The 15,652-nt window shown below is 38.6% G+C and carries 24 protein-coding genes and 2 pseudogenes; 14 read left to right on the plus strand and 12 right to left on the minus strand.

Annotated elements, in window-relative coordinates:
• Nucleotides 1–15 precede the first annotated feature (15 nt).
• On the minus strand, nt 16–687 hold the full coding sequence (locus QLH32_RS02385) for a hypothetical protein (RefSeq protein ID WP_283267910.1): 672 nt from the start codon (nt 685–687) through the stop codon (nt 16–18).
• Nucleotides 688–795: 108 nt separating this feature from the next.
• A complete protein-coding gene (locus QLH32_RS02390; protein WP_283269276.1) occupies nt 796–1,227 on the minus strand; it encodes a hypothetical protein in 432 nt (143 codons plus the stop codon).
• A 269-nt stretch (nt 1,228–1,496) separates the two neighbouring features.
• On the opposite strand from QLH32_RS02390, the gene QLH32_RS02395 reads away from it, so the two are divergent.
• Nucleotides 1,497–1,895, plus strand: a complete 399-nt coding sequence (locus tag QLH32_RS02395) for a DUF6173 family protein (protein ID WP_283267911.1) — start codon at nt 1,497–1,499, stop codon at nt 1,893–1,895.
• A 60-nt stretch (nt 1,896–1,955) separates the two neighbouring features.
• On the opposite strand, the gene QLH32_RS02400 is transcribed toward QLH32_RS02395, so the two are convergent.
• The 8 genes and pseudogenes from QLH32_RS02400 to QLH32_RS02435 form a co-directional block, all read right to left on the minus strand.
• Nucleotides 1,956–2,192, minus strand: coding sequence for a hypothetical protein (locus tag QLH32_RS02400; protein ID WP_283267913.1), 237 nt, complete (start codon nt 2,190–2,192; stop codon nt 1,956–1,958).
• Nucleotides 2,193–2,366: 174 nt separating this feature from the next.
• A complete protein-coding gene (locus QLH32_RS02405) occupies nt 2,367–2,816 on the minus strand; it encodes an XRE family transcriptional regulator (protein ID WP_267979566.1) in 450 nt (149 codons plus the stop codon).
• Nucleotides 2,813–3,040: a hypothetical protein gene (locus tag QLH32_RS02410; RefSeq protein WP_267979567.1), complete on the minus strand. Its 228-nt coding sequence runs from the start codon at nt 3,038–3,040 to the stop codon at nt 2,813–2,815. Before QLH32_RS02410 ends, QLH32_RS02405 begins: the two co-directional genes overlap by 4 nt.
• Nucleotides 3,041–3,321: 281 nt before the next feature.
• On the minus strand, nt 3,322–3,864 hold the full coding sequence (locus QLH32_RS02415; protein ID WP_283267914.1) for a hypothetical protein: 543 nt from the start codon (nt 3,862–3,864) through the stop codon (nt 3,322–3,324).
• A 45-nt stretch (nt 3,865–3,909) separates the two neighbouring features.
• Nucleotides 3,910–4,143, minus strand: a pseudogene (locus tag QLH32_RS02420) (DnaB-like helicase C-terminal domain-containing protein); the annotation flags it as partial.
• A 10-nt stretch (nt 4,144–4,153) separates the two neighbouring features.
• Entirely contained in the window at nt 4,154–4,447 is a 294-nt protein-coding gene (locus QLH32_RS02425) for a hypothetical protein (protein ID WP_283267915.1), read from the minus strand.
• 72 nt (nt 4,448–4,519) lie between these two features.
• On the minus strand, nt 4,520–4,972 hold the full coding sequence (locus QLH32_RS02430) for a phage regulatory CII family protein (protein WP_283267916.1): 453 nt from the start codon (nt 4,970–4,972) through the stop codon (nt 4,520–4,522).
• A 24-nt stretch (nt 4,973–4,996) separates the two neighbouring features.
• A complete protein-coding gene (locus QLH32_RS02435) occupies nt 4,997–5,242 on the minus strand; it encodes a Cro/CI family transcriptional regulator (protein ID WP_283267917.1) in 246 nt (81 codons plus the stop codon).
• Between the two features lie 108 nt (nt 5,243–5,350).
• Here QLH32_RS02435 and QLH32_RS02440 point away from each other — a divergent pair.
• The 3 genes and pseudogenes from QLH32_RS02440 to tcmP (QLH32_RS02450) all read left to right on the plus strand — a co-directional run.
• Nucleotides 5,351–5,584: pseudogene (locus tag QLH32_RS02440) on the plus strand (helix-turn-helix domain-containing protein); the annotation flags it as partial.
• Nucleotides 5,585–5,804: 220 nt separating this feature from the next.
• On the plus strand, nt 5,805–6,215 hold the full coding sequence (tcmP, locus tag QLH32_RS02445) for a three-Cys-motif partner protein TcmP (RefSeq protein ID WP_283267919.1): 411 nt from the start codon (nt 5,805–5,807) through the stop codon (nt 6,213–6,215).
• A 50-nt stretch (nt 6,216–6,265) separates the two neighbouring features.
• Entirely contained in the window at nt 6,266–7,078 is an 813-nt protein-coding gene (gene tcmP / locus QLH32_RS02450) for a three-Cys-motif partner protein TcmP (RefSeq protein ID WP_283269277.1), read from the plus strand.
• On the opposite strand, the gene QLH32_RS02455 is transcribed toward tcmP (QLH32_RS02450), so the two are convergent.
• Nucleotides 7,075–7,815, minus strand: coding sequence for a DUF5131 family protein (locus tag QLH32_RS02455; protein WP_283267920.1), 741 nt, complete (start codon nt 7,813–7,815; stop codon nt 7,075–7,077). The genes tcmP (QLH32_RS02450) and QLH32_RS02455 overlap by 4 nt on opposite strands.
• Nucleotides 7,816–8,108: 293 nt before the next feature.
• On the opposite strand from QLH32_RS02455, the gene QLH32_RS19800 reads away from it, so the two are divergent.
• The 6 genes from QLH32_RS19800 to QLH32_RS02485 all read left to right on the plus strand — a co-directional run bounded on the left by QLH32_RS19800 (nt 8,109) and on the right by QLH32_RS02485 (nt 10,381).
• Nucleotides 8,109–8,414 (plus strand): hypothetical protein, encoded by a 306-nt coding sequence (locus QLH32_RS19800; RefSeq protein WP_349307080.1) that lies wholly within the window; start codon nt 8,109–8,111, stop codon nt 8,412–8,414.
• Between the two features lie 40 nt (nt 8,415–8,454).
• Nucleotides 8,455–8,757: a hypothetical protein gene (locus QLH32_RS02465; RefSeq protein ID WP_283267921.1), complete on the plus strand. Its 303-nt coding sequence runs from the start codon at nt 8,455–8,457 to the stop codon at nt 8,755–8,757.
• A 27-nt stretch (nt 8,758–8,784) separates the two neighbouring features.
• A complete protein-coding gene (locus QLH32_RS02470; RefSeq protein ID WP_283267922.1) occupies nt 8,785–9,189 on the plus strand; it encodes a hypothetical protein in 405 nt (134 codons plus the stop codon).
• A 26-nt stretch (nt 9,190–9,215) separates the two neighbouring features.
• A complete protein-coding gene (locus tag QLH32_RS02475) occupies nt 9,216–9,563 on the plus strand; it encodes a hypothetical protein (protein ID WP_283267924.1) in 348 nt (115 codons plus the stop codon).
• Nucleotides 9,564–9,571: 8 nt separating this feature from the next.
• Nucleotides 9,572–9,985, plus strand: coding sequence for a hypothetical protein (locus QLH32_RS02480; protein ID WP_283267925.1), 414 nt, complete (start codon nt 9,572–9,574; stop codon nt 9,983–9,985).
• A gap of 123 nt (nt 9,986–10,108) precedes the next feature.
• The gene (locus tag QLH32_RS02485; RefSeq protein ID WP_283267926.1) at nt 10,109–10,381 is read left to right on the plus strand and encodes a pyocin activator PrtN family protein; all 273 of its coding nucleotides are present in this window, start codon (nt 10,109–10,111) and stop codon (nt 10,379–10,381) included.
• On the opposite strand, the gene QLH32_RS02490 is transcribed toward QLH32_RS02485, so the two are convergent.
• Nucleotides 10,365–11,510, minus strand: a complete 1,146-nt coding sequence (locus tag QLH32_RS02490; RefSeq protein ID WP_283267927.1) for a site-specific integrase — start codon at nt 11,508–11,510, stop codon at nt 10,365–10,367. The two genes, QLH32_RS02485 and QLH32_RS02490, sit on opposite strands and share 17 nt — an antisense overlap.
• A gap of 188 nt (nt 11,511–11,698) precedes the next feature.
• On the opposite strand from QLH32_RS02490, the gene QLH32_RS02495 reads away from it, so the two are divergent.
• The 4 genes from QLH32_RS02495 to gcvH all read left to right on the plus strand — a co-directional run bounded on the left by QLH32_RS02495 (nt 11,699) and on the right by gcvH (nt 15,612).
• Complete coding sequence (locus QLH32_RS02495; protein WP_283267929.1) at nt 11,699–13,546, plus strand: ABC transporter ATP-binding protein; 1,848 nt, start codon at nt 11,699–11,701, stop codon at nt 13,544–13,546.
• Nucleotides 13,546–13,986, plus strand: a complete 441-nt coding sequence (locus tag QLH32_RS02500) for a MaoC family dehydratase (protein ID WP_283267930.1) — start codon at nt 13,546–13,548, stop codon at nt 13,984–13,986. Before QLH32_RS02495 ends, QLH32_RS02500 begins: the two co-directional genes overlap by 1 nt.
• Nucleotides 13,987–14,115: 129 nt before the next feature.
• Entirely contained in the window at nt 14,116–15,141 is a 1,026-nt protein-coding gene (locus QLH32_RS02505; protein WP_283267932.1) for an AraC family transcriptional regulator, read from the plus strand.
• Nucleotides 15,142–15,237: 96 nt separating this feature from the next.
• The gene (gcvH, locus tag QLH32_RS02510) at nt 15,238–15,612 is read left to right on the plus strand and encodes a glycine cleavage system protein GcvH (RefSeq protein ID WP_283267934.1); all 375 of its coding nucleotides are present in this window, start codon (nt 15,238–15,240) and stop codon (nt 15,610–15,612) included.
• Nucleotides 15,613–15,652 lie beyond the last annotated feature (40 nt).

The following is a 15,652-nucleotide window of genomic DNA, read 5'->3' on the forward strand; positions in this document are numbered from 1 at the left end:
TTTATATTTACGCAGTTAATTCACCAATGCTTTTAATGTATAAACCAATTGCCCTTTTTCAGTTGTGATTGAGACAACCTCAAATGAAATGCCAATTTCAAACAACACCCCCTGTCCAGCGTTAAGCTTTTCCAGATCAATACCTAACCCTTTGGCATTCTCCATCTTAATGACCACATCGGTATTGGATGCAGCCAACATCAATGGGGAATCCAAAGTGATTGTCTGGCCAACCTGCAATGAAGCCACGTAATTTAAAGATGATGCACCTGAAACAACCTTGGCCGTATTGGATGCCACCGCCTGAATCTGCGCCATGTCTGCCTTGATCCAACGGCGTAACACTTCCTCAGCCAAACTGATTGGTTGATTGCCCAGATATGCTGTAAGTGCTGCATCATTGCCCATCACATAATCAAGGAATGTTTTAATTGCGCTGGGCCTAATTGTTGGGTCAAGTGGAATAACAGTGTTGGCAATCGTGTCAAATAGGTCACGGCTCCTTTCATTCATCGGTGCCAGTAAATGCGCATGATCTGGATTAAATAGTTTGTGCTCTGGATTTAGAAATATTGTTTTAATCCATCGCCACAGTTCAGGTGCGGGTGCAAAATTTGGCGTGTCGAGTGCAAAAATCCATTCTGGTGGATATGGACGCTGCTGAATTACAAAACCGACTTCGTTCATAAATTTCACCCATTAAAAAACCCACTGAAGTGGGCATATTCTTTAACAATCAATTTCACTAGACTATTTGATTGTTGTTTCATTTGCTGTTGATATTTTTCTTCGAAATTACTTGTCCAATAAGTATAGTAAATCTCTATCATCTATTTCCCTTTTTCTATTTTGCTCCATATGCTGTTGATATTCTTCTTCTGAAATTACTCGTTTATTAGGTGTAGACTCAATGAGCTTTGAATAACTCTTATTATCTAAAGACCTATTTTGGCCAGAATATTGAGCTTTGTCATAAGCGCTCATACCCGATGTTTGAAATAGATCTTCAGAACTTCGTGTAGCTTGGTTATACTTTTGATTTGCCCATTTTATTTTTTGTTGCTTTGATAACTCAAAAAAATCCACATTCTCACTGCTGTTACTCTTATTATGAATCTCTTCTTCTTTAGCAATTAAGATAGATGGTTTTTTTTCGAAAAAATCATCGGCACTGTATACAGAGCTAATAACCCCTAAACTAATTAAAAATAATAATATTCTAACCATCAAATGCATGCGCTCATTACAAATCATTGAAATGCACAAATTTTATATAACTTTAGCAAAAAATCTACCACTCCATATCATATTCTTTTAGTGTTTCCTCAGCTTCCACATTCTTTTGTTTAGCCTTAGGCAACGACGTATTTCTAGGCTTTATTTTGTGCTGACGTTTTGGGGGATTTGAAAATATTTATCGGCTTCCGTGTAAATCGACTTGCCATATTATTATTTAATTCATAAAATCAATTATTTAATATTAAATGAGATAATAAATGACGCATAACTTACGTCGAATCCCAGATAACGGATTGCAGAAAGCTCTAAATGCTGTGCAACAGCATAACGCCAAGCAAGAATTACAGCGTTTTTATCACGAGAATCCAGTTGCAGCGATTAGAAAAACTTTTGAAGATCAGGTAAAAGAATTTGAAGAATCATTATCAGATGACTATGAGGTGGGTGCTTGGTTAGCATCCTTTGGTAATCAGATCCTAATCATCGTAGAGAAAATTCAATTTTCAGAACCAAATCTCATTATTTTTCATGGTAGAGATGATCAAGATAATAAACTTCAACTAATCCAGCACGCAACACAACTTAACTTATTGCTTAATGCGGTGAAAAAAACTACAGAAGAACCACGTAAACCAATTGGATTTGTTCACGATTAAAATATGAAAACCCCACTATACTTAATATTAAGTGGGGTTCTATTACATACCGTAATTAATTTAACGTGGACAAAACTGCATCCAATCATTCTTTAATCTCTGCAAATCTGGTCCATTCAATCGTTTGGTATAATAAATATGGAATGTGGTATCTGCATAGTTGTCAATGGTGTGACGATATAAAGTTTCACTAGAACAATATATCTTTTCTGGTGCAGACATTCCTTGTATTAATTTTTTGAACTCAAAATTATCATATTTATCTTTACTCGCTTGAAATAACTCTGCTCTTTTCATACTAAAACCTTACGAATATAGAATATACCCACACTACACGTAAGTAACATTTAAAATCAAATAGTGCGAGCAACAAAAAAGCCCACCTTTCGATGAGCTTTAATATCTGTGGTTTACTTACACTTCGACCACTATAAAGCAAAAATAGCACTTGCCTTGATCAAGGTCAAGACCCTAAATCACTGCCTTTGCAACTTCATAATGGGTTTTCTCTAATTTTCCCTGTTTAAATAACCAGGTTGCTACTTCTGGCCAAGAATACATTGCAGATTTCGAAGATAAACCATACATAGGGCGAGGGAAATTACCATCACCACGTTTATTCTGTGCATATAATGAAAGTGCCTGACGGCTCATCCCTGCTCGATCAGCCATTTCAGAAAGTACGGAGAAACCTTGTTCCTCTACAATCAAATCTGAAAATCCTAATAAGCGAATGTTATCCAAAGCTGATCTAATCGCTTGTGTTGCATTTTCAGCTTCTCGATCAAACTCTAGATACACAGTGTCGTTATAACTACAGATTAATGCATCATCACAACCTGCTTCAAAAAATTTATCTTCAAGATTGGCTAGGTCAGAACGAGCATCACGTACCACAATAGTAAAGTGATAAGTATTCATAGTTCATCTCCATTACATTGCTTAACTTTACGAAGGATTTGCTTTGCATGGGTTTCTGGGTCTCTTGGTGTACTCCAGACACTCATTTGATGCTCAGAATGACCAAGTACACATTTCAAACGGCAAAATGCGTGACCTGATTTTCCTGTTTCAACAACATCCCAACCGTTTTCAATTGCATATTCAATCGCCTCTCGAATATGTTTATTAGGATGCCTATTCATTCATAATCCTTTTACTATGGTTCAAATTATAATCTCTTGTTGTCAATTGTCAACACTAAGCATATCGCTCAGCAAACACCCTCACCTTGCTCAAATCATCCGATTTGTTAAATAGCAACGAGAACTTCATCAGATTTTCTTGTGTAAATAACCGATTACCACGTGTGCAAAACCGTTTTAACTCATCTAGGTTATGTTCGTAACCTCTCAGGTCTTTTATTAACTTCTTGAACAAATCATTTGGCATACCAGCAGGATTTCTTATTTCCCGATGCATACGCTCAAAATAAGCCTTTAACTTCTCTGCCTCGTGCCATGACAGCAACTGTAACGGTCTTGGTATCACGTACATACTGCTTTTTACCCCAACCCTGACTAAATTCTTCCTCGATTTCCTTTTCTTGCTCAGTCTTAAACTGCTCTTCAGTAATCGCGCCTTTCGATGTAACCTTAGCCTTGATAATTTGATTCATCCAGTAGTCAAAAGCCTCCGTTTCCAGAGTCGCTTCACTATCAGTGCCATTGATAATATCAAGCACTAAGCGTTGTACAGCTCTCGCCTCATCATCTGTGATCTGACACGACACTTTGTGGCGTACAGTTTGTTGTAGCTCCTGAGTGTCACAAAGATAGTAGGCAATCAGTTTGGCCCGATCTTTCTTCTTCAACCTGACTTTTGCCTTTTGCATCGCCATAGCAATTGGGTTGGCAGCCTGTTTCCCACCACTACAAGAACGTTGCCAGGCACCACACTGACGTAGCCAATCAGGTAAGTCATATTTGCGCCAATCCACCGTCTGCATAATGTGTACTGCTGTATTCATCTCATCACCTAAAACAATTCAAATTAAAATTTATGAGGTTTGTTGTTATTGATCTGTTTGCTCCTCAACACACTTAAATCGGCATGTATCTAAATAATCTCGAACACAGACATTTCCTTTCTTGCCATGGCGGTTTTTGACAACACATAACTGGGTCATCCCTAAAGGCGTTAGGTTGTCTTTATCAACCAATGGATTTACTAAAATGATCTGGTCAGCATCCTGCTCAATTTGCCCTGATTCCTTGATATCCGAAGCTTTAGGCTGTTTGCCTTTCTTGATCTAGCCATCAGAGTTTCTCCTTTGCCTTTAACCTGTCGATCACTGCCGTTTCAAAACGATTGATCAGGGCATATTTATCTCCGTTACGACGTGAATCCTCGACTGCCTCGGCTGCTAGCCAACTGGTTTTCTCAAAGTCACGGTCTACGCCCAGAGCCTGCTCTAATGCATTACGGGTATCTCGGTAGTGTTCCAGTGCATCGGCATAGTTGTCGTGGTCTATTTGCTCTTGTGAACGACCTTGCGGGTCATTTAAGTATTTGCCCCGTGGAGGGAATTTTGTTAGATTGTGCTCGTTCATATTTATTCTCGCTTAGCAAGTATGAATAAAAGGCCATAAACCGCTTCCCGCTGCTAAAACTGGAGGCGGTTTTTATTTGCCCTCAATACAGGTGTTGATTTGTTGTTCCAGCGTGGCAAGTAGTACGTGCATGTCGTGTATGACCTTTGCCATATCAATTGCCTCACCTCTGGTAATTCGCCCATCTGCCAGCATTTCCCTAAATAGTTCCGTTACGTCACCTTTCTTGATACCCAGATTTAAAAAGGTATCCATCAGGCAACTATCTCTATGGCTTTCTGGTATATCGGGTAAGTCGATTGCTGCCTTGCCATGTGCTGCACAGATCGCCTGGAGTATTCGGAAATCCCCCGTTATGCCCATTAGTTTTGTGGCTTCAAGCAAAGTCAGGTGATGTGTTTCCGTGTTTGGGTTGACCTTGCTGTTGAGTACCGCAGGGCTTCTGATACCCATGCGTAATGCAAGCGCATTTGCCCCGCCTTTAAAGTCGTGAACCGTGTGATAAACCGCATCTAATATGTTCATTGGCTGTCCTTTTGAACGTGTTTATTAGATGGCTACATGGGTAAGATTAGATTTATGGTTAGAACGCAATTCAATCCAAATATCCTGATATGTATTTGGAAATAGGTCCTTACGTGTACAGAGCCCTTTATCTTCAGCAATCACGGCTAAGCGAATTTTTCTATCCATAGGAATTGCTTTCCATCCACTTACAGATGCAGCAGTAATCCCCAAAAGCCTTGCAACAGCAGTTACACCGCCAAGAAGTTCAATAAATTGGTCATCATTCATGTTGGCCTCCTAATTTACGAACTCAATTATTAGGTATTCCTTAATTTTAATCAATAGGAATACCTTATTTTATTTATGTTAGGATTTCCTAATTGATTGGGTAAGATCATGAAAACATTAGCTGAACGTCTTAAATATGCAATGGAAGTTTTACCCCCTAAAAAAATTAAAGGGGTAGAACTTGCTCGTGTTGTTGGTGTAAAGCCCCCATCTGTTAGTGATTGGCTTTCAGGAAAGTCTAGATCTATGGAGGGTGAGAACTTATTAAAGGCAGCGAAGTTTCTAGGGGTCAATCCTGTTTGGCTTGCTACTGGTGCAGGAAAACCTCAATCAAATAAAGAAAGTGCTGATCTGATTTTGTTAGATCAACAACTTAATACTGTTGAGATAAAAAATAAGGAAATTCGCCAGTTAGTAGATTCATTGTTATTTCTAGAATCAAAAGGTCAACTTTCTAAAGAAATAATTAATGCTATTCAAGCTATAATAGATATTATAATTAATCCTATAAAGCATGATGGTAATTAAGATAATAGATTTTATGTATGAGGGTTTGTTGTAAATGGTGAAAAAATCTGATAAATATGATTGGGAAAATAATAACACCCCTAAAATTGACCCCCACAGCTTAATCAAACATAAAATACTTAAAGAATATATTGATGCTTATATACCTATATTATTATCAAATGCAAATATACCAAAACTTACTATTAATCTAGTTGATGGATTCTGTGGTGGTGGCACTTATTTAGATGCTAATGACAAAATTGTTGATGGTTCTCCAATTCACCTTATAGAGACTATCAATGAAGCAAGAATAAAAATTAATATTAATAGAGAAAAAATACGAGAAATTAATGCTCATTACTTTTTTTCCGACAAAAATATAAATGCTATTAACAATCTAAAAAACATTACAACTTTAAAATATAAAGATAATTTTCATTATATAGAAGATTATAAAAAATAAATTTCTATAACAATAGTTTTTCAAATGTACTACCAAGTATTATTAATAAAATCAAAGAAAATAAAGGCGGTGAAAGGTCTATTTTTTTCTTAGATCAGTATGGATATTCTGATGTAAAAATTAATGAAATTAATCGCATCTTAAAAGAATTGAAAAATTCTGAAATTATCTTAACATTTAATATTGACTCCATGTTCCCATATTTTTCTAAGGATAACCATTTTAGAAAAGCATTAATTAATTTAGAAATTGACAATTACATTGATTGGAATGTTGTAGCACAATTACCAAAAGATGGGCATTCATATAGAGTATATATTCAAAGACAAGTTGCCAAAGCATTACAGGAATTATCAAATGCAAAATTTATGACACTTTTCTTTATTAAACCTCAAGCTTCAAAAGAGTGGGGTTATTGGCTTGTTCATCTATGTAATGCCTATAAAGCACATGAGGTTATGAAATCATTACATTGGAATAATGCAACATATTTTGGTCATACATTAGAACCTGGTATATTTGAATTTGGTTATGAAGCAAATAGAGATTTAGAACTTATAGGGAATTCAGGATCCCTATTTGACTTTGATGAATTATCTAAACAAAAATGTATAGATGCTTTGCATATGGATTTTGGAAAAATATTATTTAATCAAGATGATAAAGTAGCTGTAGGGCACCTATTCCATTCGTTTGTAACAAATACACCTGCTTCCGAGGAAATATTACAGAGCTCTCTTAAACAACTTCATGAAGAAAAATCAGTAGAAATTTTAAATGCTGATGGGAAACCTAGGAAACCATCTAAGATCTACCATAAAACAGATATAATTGTTCCATCGAGACAATTCAGATTATTTTAAAGAATTTCTGGCATTTCATCCCATGTTCGTCCATGTAACTCCCGACCATTGACTTTTTTTGCACGTTTAACTCCATCAACACCCCATCCTCCCCACTGTTTAAAGAAAAATGCTACTTGTTCTCTTTCACATTGTTGACGAATAGATTCAACCCATTCTAATTTCATTGGACGCGCTTTTTTACCAGATTCCCCACCAACAATGACCCAATCAATATCAGTTAAATTAACCTTACCTATATCTTCTAATAAAGGTTCAACAGATAAAAATCTAATCGTTACATCCTTTATTCTTCTAAGATTATCTATTCGTGGAACACCATATTCTTGATCCTCTACAGAAACTCCCAACCAGACATTTATAGGTGGTTTTCTTTCAATAAAAAAAGATTCCATCCTATCTGCTCGTTTCGTTAAAATTTGAAATGTATGCCAAGATGCTTGTTCAATTGTATCAAAAACTTGATGTATAAAATCTTTAGGTACATTCTCATGAAACAAGTCAGACATAGAATTTACAAAATAAACTGTTGGTGTTTTTCTTTTTAAAGGCTCTCCTAAGCGATGTGCTAAAGTTCTTAATTTAAACCCATCTTCATATCCTGGTGTCCCCATAGCTTTTAACCTTACTGACATAGTCTCAGCATAGCAATGTTTACAGCCTGGTGAAATCTTTGTACACCCCTTGACTGGATTCCAAGTACGCTCTGTCCATTCTATTTTAGATTCAGAAGACATAATCTTTCTCCACTATATGACTATGACAGTGTTGAATAATACTTATTTTACTTAATATAAGTAACCTTTTAGGTGATTTTTTTTAAATGTAAGTAACCTTTTAGGTATTTTTTTTAAATGTAAATAACTTTTTAGATATTTTTTAAGTGTAAATGAATTAAAACTTCTTTTATTAAAATATTAGGCAAACCTATTGATAATAAAATTAGGAATACCTAATACATATCCCACAGACAACAAAAAGCCCCGAAACTTTGGACGGCGACGGGGCTTTGCATTAAAGCGAGATAAGTATGAAACAAAAGCCTATTCCTAGTCAAACGTCCCAACGTTTACACCAGCACCCTACTATTGACCAACAACGCCCTAGCCTCATGACTATGGCCAAGGTCAATGCTATCGAATTTTCCAAATTCTTAATTTTGTCTTTCATCCTTTGGGTGGTCATCATGGCCGTAGCTTTCTGGATGCTGCCACCAAAAACAACCGAATGGAAATCTACTGGTGTAACAATCGATTCAATAAACCAGAACATCAAACAAGAGAAACATCCAAAGTTTCAACAAGATATTTCACTAAATTTGCCCTTGATTGCATAGAAGCAACTCATTCTAAACAGATTTTTAAAGGAATTTCATTATGAACGCACAAGTACAATTACTGACCATTACGCCTGAACAGCTTAAGCAATTTGAGCAGAATAGAAAATATCTTACCTCAAGTGCTGAACGTACCATGTGGACGATTGGTCAATTAGGGACATTATTTAGAACAATCTCTGAAGCATCTAAAGCAGACGAGAATGAAGAACCTTTCAAGGACTTTGTAGTTGGTGATTTAGCTCTTATTGGCAGTCTTGTATGTGGAAAATTGTTTGAAGATGCTGAACATCTTAAAGAGCGTCTTGATGAACTTTCTCCACTCAATACTCCAAATACTTAACTCAAAACAAAAATAAGGAATATAGATATGAATGCAAAAGTAGATTTTGATGCCTTAACTCCAAAGCAAAAAGACAAAACAGCAGATGATTACTTATGGGATGCCCAATGCCGTTTGGAAGCCCTAGGGGGAATGTTACTACGCACTGTTGTTAGTTATGAACAGCGCAATCTGTCAGAGATGGGAACTAAAGTTTTATTTACTCTTAATACCTGTCTTGCTGAATACGCTGTAGAAGATATTGAGAGTGCAATGGGACTTTCCTCATCCCCTCACTTACAGAGAACTTATCAGAAAGCCCTTGGAATATTAACTGCACTTGTTGAGGCAAGTAATTTGGATTTAGCAAAGACATATACATGCACACTTCTGCACGGACTATTTACGATAACTGAACTTTTGAATGAAGAAATCGGGACAATAACCCTTTAAATCTTAAAAAATTATAGGATACTACCATGAACGCAAAAATTAACTTAGAAAACTTAACTCCTGCCCAACCACGTAGTGCATTTCCAAAAGAATATGATGCTGGTCATTTACATGATGCGTATGCATTAGCAGCTTCTGACCTAAATTGGGCATCTTACGCTTTAGCTGATCTGAGATGTAAACTCGATAACCTACAAAGTAATTTGCAAAAGGAGCATAAGATTCATGACCTATATTTTGAAGAATTAAAAACGTTCTTTGGAATGTATGAATATTTGATTGATGAACGTCATGCTATACAGTCAGATGAAGCTGAACGTTATGGAAAAGAATGGGAAGCCTTAAAAGCCAACGCTCAGAAGCAGACACCATAGGGGGCAATATGAACAACATCGTTGAATTTGTTAAGCCAAAACCTGTGGCACCTGAGCGTAGAATCACGTTCCAGTACAACCCGAATGATCCAAGTATTCGGGCAGACATGGCAAAGGCAGATCAACTGGTATCGTACGACATCAACACCATGAGTATTGATGAATTACGGGATCATGCCCGTTGCTCCATTGTCCTGGCACATCGTGAAAGAATGCGTTACCTGCAAGAGTGCAATACATTTAAAAGCATATTCCACTTACTGGGCGCATTTCTGGATCGTCGCTGCCGTGAAGAACTACAAAAGTATCGTGACTCTGACAAAACCGATATGGCAGCGGAAAACAAGGCACTGGCATTCCATGAGGCACATGAAACCTTACCCGATATCATTGGCTCAACCTATGCCCAGAAAATGCTATGAGCTATGCCCAGTCCTCTATCACTCGAACCTTAACGGTTTGGGGAAACCACATGACCTACATTTTCAGAATGTAGGTCTAAGTGACATTGAAAACCTTATGGCTATTGGGATCTGGAGAAAAAGATGACAGCAGTTCAACTAAGTATTGCTGAGATACTATTCGTCAAGTACAGATCAATGACACCCAATCTTATGGAGATTGTGAAAGACTATTACCCCCACTTAAGCAAGGCGGAAGCATTGAGAAAAGCGGGTGATCAGGCTTTCCCTTTTTCAGTATTCAAGCTAGATAAGAGTAAACGTGCGCCCTATCTGGTCCATATCAACGACCTGGCAAAAGCGATAGAAGATGAGTATGAAAAATCAGCCAGCGACCATACTAAGCTTCATCAATGAAGCTTAGTAAATCTTCCAGAGTAGGAACATATCTTCTCTTTTTAACAGAGACATATCTTTGTAAGGTGTTCCATGACTCATGCAGGCTGACCTGTTGAATCTGTGGAATCGTAAAGCCCTGCTCAGCCAAGCGTGTACACCCCTCATGCCTAAAATCATGAAAGCGAAGATCCTCAATCCCCAAAATCATACAGGCACGGGTAAATTCAGAAGCGATTGTTTTCGGGTTTAATGGCAATAAAAGGTCTTTATCCAGCCTAGTTTTATACATTCTTTTTCTTAATTCTGGTTCCATAAATAAATCAATCACCTTTTGGCAAGGCTCCAGAACTGTAAATTCCCTGTTATTCCCAAGTGAGCCTTTAGGATTTTTTAAATTCTTCACCAACCATGTTTGGTTATAACCATCAAAATTACTGAGGTGCATACGTGTCAGCTCAGATTCCCGTCGGCATGAAAAAATAGCCAGAAGAATGATGTAATGCATTGGGTATCTACTATGCTTCTGCTCATTCCATTTGCGTGCAAAGAACTGCAATAGTTTTTTTAGCTCATCACTGTCTGGTAGCCGATCTCTTTTATTGCTGGCTGATATCTGTCGCGTTTTTCTAAGTTGCGCTGTGGTTTTGTCAAAACTGTTAATATCAATATCCATTTCCCACATAATTGATGCATGTACCAAAACAACCCGAACTTGCACTAACTCATTTTGTATGGTGCTGGGAATAACACTGCTTAACTTTAGCTTTGGATATCCAGCTTTTCTCAGGTTCACATGATCTGAAATATCGACAGGCTTTATTTGTTTTAATGGCCTTTTTGATATGGGTAGTCGCTGCAACAACTTAAGTGTATTTATTTTTGATTTGCTATAAACCCCATCCACCTCATCAAGGTATTTTGCAATAGCCTGACCCAGTGTTAGATTTTGAGTATTATTTTTCCCCGATAATAATTCTGGGTTATCATTAAGCTCTTTCTCACGTTTATATAGCCAGTTTTCTGCTATTCTACGGGAGTTAAAGGTTTTACTTTCGTTGTACTCAGGATAGTCCTTACGATTGATTCTAATCTCCGCCCTGAACCGCAACGTACCATCTGTAAGGCTTCTTTGCCTGATTGACCCCATGATTTACGCCTTTTTGGTTTTTTTTATTATGGCGTAAACTTTGGCGTAATTTTAAAGTGATTAGCGCGTTTTCAAACAGGTTTACGCATGTTTAAACAGGAAACGTACCATAGCTTAAGTATATGTTTCTAAAACATTAGTCACTTATTTTTTGATAATCAACACCTTAAGCAAAAAGGAAAGAAACAATGCTGCAATGGTTTGAAAAACTAGTTGATCCATATCCAACGAAAGACTTAAACAAACCATTACCTACCACATTTTTTGCTTTCGTTTGGCAGGCCACCAAAGGCATTCGCCCTTTCCTATTTTTATTGATCGCCTGTACCGCAGCTGCAGCCTGTTTCGAGGCATTGTTCTTTTCCTATATTGGAAAGCTGGTTGACTGGCTCACTAAAAGCCAACCCAACACCTTTTTAGAGAGCAACCAACAAAACCTCACCATTCTGATTAGCATCCTGTTTGCCAATATTTTCTTTGTCAGCCTACAGTCTGTCATCAAACATCAGGTTTTGTTCAGTAATTTTCCAATGCGTATGCGTTGGCTTTTTCACAACTTACTGTTGCAACAAAGTCTGGATTTCTTCCATACTGATTTTGCTGGACGGCTTTCAGCCAAGGTGATGCAAACCGCGTTGGCCGTCCGTGAATTCTGGATGATCCTCGGTGATATGCTGGTTTATGTGCTGATCTACTTTATTACAATTAGTCTGGTACTTGGTTCAATCTCCCCTGTACTTATTATTCCTTTGATTTTATGGCTGGCCCTATTTATTGCGATTGCAAGTTATTTCATTCCACGTCTGGGCAAAGTCTCGCAGGAACAGGCTGATGCGCGCGCAGTGATGACAGGTCGTGTCACCGATGCCTATACCAATATTCAAACGGTGAAACTGTTTGCACACGCGGGTCGTGAAAGCCAGTATGCCAAAGAATCCATGCAGGAATTTATGGTCACGGTTTATAAGCAAATGCGTCTTGGTGTGAAATACCAAATCAGTATTCGCCTATTAAGTGCCTTTCTGTTTATTGGTGTAATTGGCACATCGGTCTGGCTGTGGACGCAGGGTCAGGCTGCGATTGGTGTGATTGCGGCAACCACAGCAATGGTGCTTAAACTGGATAGTCTTGCAGAATTCATTATGTGGCATGTCACCATGCTGTTTGAAAATGTCGGTACCATTCAGGATGGCATGAAAACCTTAGGTAAACCGATTCAGATTCAAGATAAACCACATGCAAAACAGTTAACCGTTCAGCGCGGTGAAATTCGTTTTGAAGATGTCAGTTTTGCCTACAACCAAAAGAATGTCATTGATCATTTCAACCTGACCATCAAACCAGGTGAGAAAATTGGGATTGTTGGTCGCTCTGGTGCGGGAAAATCCACCCTGATTCAACTGCTGTTGCATTTCTATAATATCAAGCAAGGCCGTATCCTGATTGATGGCCAAGATATTCAGGAAGTCACACAGGATAGTTTACGTGCCAACATTGCCCTCGTGACTCAAGACACCTCTCTACTGCATCGTACGGTTGCTGAAAATATTAAGTATGGTCGCCCCAATGCGACTGAGGCTGAAATTCAGCTGGCCGTTAAAAAGGCCAAGGCAGAAGAATTCATCCCCCAACTGACTGACCAGAAAGGTCGTGTTGGCTTTGATGCCTATGTTGGTGAGCGTGGTGTCAAACTTTCTGGTGGACAACGCCAACGTATTGCAATTTCAAGGGTTTTCCTAAAAGATGCACCTATTCTAATACTGGATGAAGCCACCAGTGCACTTGACTCAGAAGTCGAGGCAGCCATTCAAAGCAGTTTAAATGACTTGATGGTTGGCAAAACGGTTATTGCAATTGCACACCGTTTATCTACTATTGCCCAGATGGATCGTCTCATTGTGCTTGATCAGGGCAGAATCGCCGAGCAAGGTACACATGAACAGCTCATTACTCATGATGGCTTGTATGCTCAGCTATGGAAACGTCAAACGGGTGGTTTCCTGGTTGAACAGCAAGTGACTCAGGATACAGAATAATGTTGTATTTAGAAGACTTAAAGGTTGGAGATCATTTCATCAGCCGTGAATATGAAATGACACTTGATGAGGTGAAACAGTTTGCTGGACAATATGACCCACAACCCTTTCATCTGGATGAGGAAGCTGCCGCACAGCATCCTATCTTTCAGGGTTTGGCGGCGAGTGGATGGCATACCTCAGCAGTCACCATGCGTTTATGGACTGAATGTTTTCCTATCGCAGGTGGTTTGTTGGGGACAGAGTCCAGTTTACGCTGGCCCCGTCCAACACGTGTTGGCGATAAAATTCATGTTGAAATTGAAATTACGGCAATTGTGCCATCTAAAACCAAAATTGATCGTGGTATCGTCAGCTATGTCACTCAGGCTTTGAACCAACATGGGGATGTGCTATTAATATCTACAACCAAAATTATGGTTTTCAGAAAACCAACCTGATTTTTGAACGATTAGGTGACTCTTTTGTCCAACAATTTTTATGATTGATAATTTTATTTCATGTAAAGATGTTTAAGACTTATATGTTTAAAAGATATTGGCAAAATTGATGAGCGCCACGGAAAGCACATGAAAACAACCTCAACTCGTCAAGATCAAGGCATACCAGGCGTCTATGGCTTATTGCTATTGGATGTTGTTTCTCGTTGGGGATATAACGATGAAACCTTATTTGCTCCATTTCGTTTAACCAGTGAGCAACTGGCCGATCCAAATTATCGAATTCCAACACCGATTGCGAATGAACTGGTGAAGCATTCTTTGCGCCTAACGGGTGAAAGCACGCTTGGCTTTCATTTAGGTACGCAAATGCGAATTTCAATCCATGGCTTCATTGGCTATGCCATTATGACCGCGCATGACATTACCGATGCGATTGCGCTCGCCAGCCGCTTTATTCAGTTACGCTTGCCTTTTTTACAGCTCTATTTTTCTACGTTTGGACCTAAAGCCACCTTGCAGTTGCAGTGTGACATCGAAGTTGAACCTTTACGCACTGAAATTATTCTCGGCCTCACCATCGGTATTATGACCATGGCAAAGGCCCTGACTGGAATTGAGGATTTAAAAGGTGAAGTTGACCTAGATTTTCCTGAACCTGCAGGTTTTGACAAATATAGAGATAAATTAAGCAGCACCATTCGCTTTAACCAACCGCATCTCATTTCAAGTTTTGATAAAAAATATCTTGGCTTAAAGATGGTCAATGCTGACCCAATTGCCAGCCAGATTGCCATTAACCAGTGTGAAACTGAACTGTCTGCTTTAGGTGAACGTCGCCGTCTGGCCATGCGTGTCCGTGATATTTTGACCAATTCTGAACAGCATTATTTAAGCATTGAAAGTGTTGCTGAACGTCTGCACATGTCTGACCGCACCTTAAAGCGTCAGCTTGCAGCCGAGGGTACATCTTTTTCAACACTGGTGGATGAAGTGCGTTATCGTCATGCCACTTCTCTGCTGTCACGTACAGATTATAGTCTGGAACAAATTGCAGACGAATTGGGTTATTCTGATGTGGCAAACTTTAGCCGTGCCTTTAAGCGCTGGAGTGGTCGTAGCCCAAGTAACTGGCGTAAAGACCCTTATTTGTAATATTGCAAAGTGCTTCATTTTAAATACTTTTGTTTTGACCAAAAAACCTGTATAAAGCCAGACAAAAATGATGAGACAGATTGTTAAGGAGTTGTCATGAACCATCCAGCAGATTTGAAATATGCGCGTACGCATGAATGGGTAAGAATTGAGGGTGACCTGCTTGTTACGGGGATTAGTGACCATGCACAGGATGAGTTGGGCGATTTAGTCTATGTGGAAACACCAGAAGTAGGTAGCCATGTGACTGCAACTGAACAGGCGGGTATTGTTGAATCAGTCAAAACTGCTTCTGACATTCATGCCCCTGTTTCAGGTACAGTGGTTGAAGTAAACACTGCGCTTGAAGATGATCCTGATTTCGTCAATGAAGAACCGTATGGCAAAGGCTGGATTTACAAGATCAAGCCAGACAATATCGCTGATGTTGAAAAACTGCTTTCCAATGAAGAATACGAATCAGGTTTATAATCCTCTATAAACTTGAAGATAAAAAGCCCAGTCATATTGA

The organism is Acinetobacter corruptisaponis (assembly GCF_030053775.1).
Taxonomy (GTDB): Bacteria; Pseudomonadota; Gammaproteobacteria; order Pseudomonadales; family Moraxellaceae; genus Acinetobacter; species Acinetobacter corruptisaponis.